This is a genomic window from Neisseria sp. GT4A_CT1, assembly GCF_000227275.1.
Taxonomy (GTDB): domain Bacteria; phylum Pseudomonadota; class Gammaproteobacteria; order Burkholderiales; family Neisseriaceae; genus Neisseria.
In genome coordinates, this window is record NZ_JH164966.1 from 342,702 (window position 1) to 347,379 (window position 4,678).

The window sequence follows — 4,678 nt, forward strand, 5'->3', positions numbered from 1 at the left end:
CAAAGCAGTTGCAGCTCAAACCGAATTTTCCTTAGCCGTAACAAGCCCTATCCCGCAGGAGAGAGAACAAAGTGCCGCTGCCGTTTCAGACGACCTGAAAACCGAAAGCAACCTGCACCCCGTCGAAAGTAGTCTGCACGGGCAAATCCAACAGCAACCTGCTCCCTCCCCCGTGGGGGAGGGTTGGGGAGAGGGCAAAGCGGTTGCCGCTCAAAGTGCCATCGCCGTCATCACCGAATCCGACCTCTACCAATACGTCGCCCGTTCGCGCGTCCACAACCGCCGCAAGAAACACGCCGCCGTTTCAGACGGCCTGTTGCGCGACCTTGCCGAAATCAACATCGGCGATCCCGTCGTTCACGAAGAACACGGCATCGGGCGGTATATGGGCTTGGTAACGATGGACTTGGGCGGCGAAACCAACGAAATGATGTTGCTCGAATACGCGGGCGAAGCGCAGCTTTATGTGCCTGTTTCGCAACTGCATTTAATCAGCCGCTACTCCGGCCAGGCGCATGAAAATGTCGCCCTGCACAAGCTCGGCAGCGGCGCGTGGAACAAGGCGAAGCGCAAAGCCGCCGAAAAGGCGCGCGACACCGCCGCCGAGTTGCTCAACCTCTACGCCCAACGCGTCGCCCAATCGGGACACAAGTTTGAAATCAACGAGTTGGACTACCAGGCGTTTGCCGACGGCTTCGGCTACGAAGAAACCGAAGACCAGGCCGCCGCCATCGCCGCCGTGATTAAAGATTTGACGCAGGCGAAGCCGATGGACCGCCTCGTGTGCGGCGATGTCGGTTTCGGCAAAACCGAAGTCGCCCTGCGCGCCGCGTTTGTGGCGGTGATGGGCGGCAAACAAGTCGCCGTACTCGCCCCGACCACGCTTTTGGTCGAGCAGCACGCGCAAAACTTTGCCGACCGTTTCGCCGATTTCCCCGTAAAAGTCGCCAGCCTTTCGCGTTTCAACAACAGCAAAGCCACCAAAGCCGCGCTCGAAGGCATGGCGGACGGCACGGTCGATATCGTTATCGGCACGCACAAATTGGTGCAGGACGACATAAAATTCAAAAACTTAGGGCTAGTCATCATTGACGAAGAACACCGCTTCGGCGTGCGCCAAAAAGAGCAGCTCAAACGCCTGCGCGCCAATGTCGACATCCTCACCATGACCGCCACACCGATTCCGCGCACCCTCAGCATGGCGCTCGAAGGCCTGCGCGACTTCTCGCTGATTACTACCGCGCCCAGCCGCCGCCTCGCCGTCAAAACCTTTGTCAAACCCTTCAGCGAAGGCAGCGTGCGCGAAGCCGTATTGCGCGAACTCAAACGCGGCGGGCAGGTATTTTTCCTGCACAATGAAGTGGATACCATCGAAAACATGCGCGAGCGGCTGGAAACCCTGCTGCCCGAAGCCCGCATCGGCGTAGCGCACGGACAACTGCGCGAGCGCGAGCTGGAACAAGTCATGCGCGACTTTTTGCAGCAAAGATTCAACGTGTTGCTCTGTTCCACCATCATCGAAACCGGCATCGACATCCCCAACGCCAACACCATCATCATCAACCGCGCCGACAAATTCGGACTGGCGCAACTGCACCAGCTTCGCGGGCGCGTCGGCCGCAGCCACCACCAAGCCTACGCCTACCTGCTCACACCCGAATACATCACCAAAGACGCAGAAAAACGCCTCGACGCCATCGCGGCGGCAGACGAACTCGGCGCAGGTTTCACCCTCGCCATGCAGGATTTGGAAATCCGCGGCGCCGGCGAAATCCTCGGCGAAGGACAATCCGGCGAAATGATACAGGTCGGCTTCACGCTCTACACCGAAATGCTCAAACAAGCCGTGCGCGACCTCAAAAAAGGCCGCCAGCCCGACCTCGACGCACCGCTGGGCATCACCACCGAAATCAAACTGCACAACCCCGCCCTGCTGCCCGAAAGCTACTGCCCCGACATCCACGAACGGCTCGTCCTCTACAAACGCCTCGCCGTCTGCGAAACCGTGCAGCAAATCAACGCCATACACGAAGAACTCGTCGACCGCTTCGGCCTGCCCGAACAACCCGTCAAAACCCTCATCGAAAGCCACCACCTGCGGCTTGCCGCAAAAGAATTGGGCATAGACGCCATCGACGCCACCAGCGAAGCCGTCACCGTTACCTTCGGCAAACACCACCAAATCGACCCGACAGAAATCATCCTGCTGATTCAGACAGATAAAAAATACCGGCTGGCTGGAGCGGATAAGTTAAGATTTACAGCCGAGATGGAAAATATCGAAGTCAGGATTAACACCGTGAAGAATGTGTTGAAGACTTTGAAAGACAGGGTGATAGTTAAGTAAGGATGGAGGAAAAAAGGCCGTCTGAAAAAGGTGTAGGCTGCTTTTAAAGGCATTGAAACAGCAAAAAAAGTAGTCTGCACTAGGCTGTATTATTAATTATTTTCTTATAATTTATGCATAAGGGGTGTATTATGGATAATTTACTATTTAATTTATTATTTTCTTTTTTATTATTCTTTATATCAAATTGGTTTGGTAAGAGATCAATAAAATTTGGATATTATCAATTGTCATTTGATAGTAGTGAAGAACAACCTATATTTAATATATTGTATCGATCTTTTACTCCTGTTGCTTTTATATTAGTATTGTCAGTTTTTCTAGATAAAATAAATCTTTTTTATTTAACAAAAAATATTTATATAACAACAATATTTTATTTCTTAATAAGATTTATTTTTATCTTAATTATAGGTAGATTAAAAATTACAAACTGGATAAAGCATATTCTAATAGCTTTTATTTCTATATTTGTATCATACATTGTTTATAAAAATTTTATTGAAAAAAGATACTTTCCCTTGCCGACGGAACAAGAAATTACAACGGCATTGTGGTTTGCGGTTATTGGTTACATATATAAAGTTATTAAAGATATTTCAATATCATCTTTAGATAATAATAGAAAATTAAATTATGTAAAGCATAAGCACAATCGTTTTTCTCATAAATATGGTTCTATTATTGAGGAAGCGATTGGGACTGGTATAGATAATAGCACTATTGAAAAGCAAAAAGCATTAATATATTCGATTTTAATTTATGAAGACTTTAATAGACATATATTGTATAGGCTTATGGAAAGATTATTTTTTTGGACTGGTAGAATTAAAACATCCGGCATCATGCAGGTAACTTCAGACGTATATTTATCTAATCAAGATAGCGTAAAAAAAGGGGCATGTATCTTAATTGAAAAATATAACGAAGTATACAAAGATAAATATAATAATACCCAAGATAAAAATCATAGCCTATATACAGCTAGAAGAGAGAGTATTAAATATTATAATTCTGATATATCATATATTAATGAAGTTGAATCTATTTATAATTTATTAGAAGTTATATATCCGAAATCTTCAGATATATATGGATGTGATGGTGAGTAATTAGCGAGCGTAGGTTGGGTTGACAAACCCAACAAAAACCTGAATGTTGGGTCACGACCCAACCTACATCTGCTTTAAGTATAAATACAGAAGCAGTATAAAAAGGTCGTCTGAAAATACCAAAAATGTCAGATTCGAGTACCGAATCCACGGCTGCTTTAATGTACCTATCAATGTAATCTGTTTTAAGCCTAAGAGATTTATTGGGAAAAATATCCAACAGATCGTTCCTCAATGACTCAAATTAAAACGAAGCAGTTCGGCAGCCTCATGCTTAGGCTGTTCTAATATCACCTGCATTGTATCGATTGTAAAACGGCACATCAAAGCCTGCTCTTCAGCTGTATATTGCTTTATTTCATCCTCATTCTCGTTATTGATTACCGCCAACTCCTGTTCACTATATTTCTTCCATAAAATCTGATTTACTTTATCTTGTGTTTGCGCTATTTCAGTTTCGTCCGGCATTTTTCGATGAATATCGGCAGATTGCAAAGCTCGTACTCTAGCTTGTTTTATAGAGGCGAAATAGGGCTTCATTTGCTTTGAAAAAAGCGAAATATCAGGAGCTAAATGAGGATACTCCAAATAAAAGCAGTTTACCGTGTCGTTTTCGTTCAGGAGTTTGGTACGCAACTGCATATCTTCCTGAAACATAGCAATTAAGTTGTCATCATCTGCATAAGGCAATTTTCTTAACATGATGTCTATTGTTTCTGAGAGAAAAAAACGCATATCTTGTTCATGATTTTTTGATTTCATAAAATCTTCGGCTTTCGCCACGATTTGGGCATAATCTTGCGGAAACTTGTCTTTGAATATTAAGAATATCATTCGGTTTCCTGGATCTTCCATCATCAATTCCTCCGCTGTATGCGTCGGACGCAAAGCTTTGTTTGCGAAATGGTAAACAGGGTTCAGGCCAAGAAACAGAAAGAATAAAATAGGTACGCCCAAAAATTTGGCCAGCCTGCTTTTACAATATTTTTTCACACAGATATAAGTTAACCATACTGATGATAATAGGCAAAATAGAAAAAGAATATAAGGCATTATATTGAACCCTTAATAAACAGCGAAATTTGGAGATTGAATGAATATCTAGATACCAAATCATTTATACTGCGCATAGACAAGCATAACGGGGGGTCACACCTGAATGCGATACCTAAAACATAGCCTGGCAAAAATTTTTAAACTGCTTCCCGCATTATATAGT

General features: G+C 44.8%; 3 protein-coding genes. 2 read left to right on the forward strand and 1 reads right to left on the reverse strand.

The features are described 5' to 3' along the window. Both mfd and HMPREF1028_RS15495 read left to right on the forward strand, forming a co-directional pair. The coding region (gene mfd / locus HMPREF1028_RS06385; protein ID WP_009312008.1) for a transcription-repair coupling factor at nt 1-2,347 on the forward strand (2,347 nt) is incomplete at its 5' end. A 131-nt stretch (nt 2,348-2,478) separates the two neighbouring features. Next, nucleotides 2,479-3,459, forward strand: coding sequence for a hypothetical protein (locus tag HMPREF1028_RS15495; RefSeq protein ID WP_009312009.1), 981 nt, complete (start codon nt 2,479-2,481; stop codon nt 3,457-3,459). Between the two features lie 231 nt (nt 3,460-3,690). Here the strand turns inward: HMPREF1028_RS15495 and HMPREF1028_RS06395 are convergent, their stop codons facing one another. Then, nucleotides 3,691-4,512, reverse strand: coding sequence for a hypothetical protein (locus HMPREF1028_RS06395; protein WP_009312010.1), 822 nt, complete (start codon nt 4,510-4,512; stop codon nt 3,691-3,693). Between the last annotated feature and the right edge of the window lie 166 nt (nt 4,513-4,678).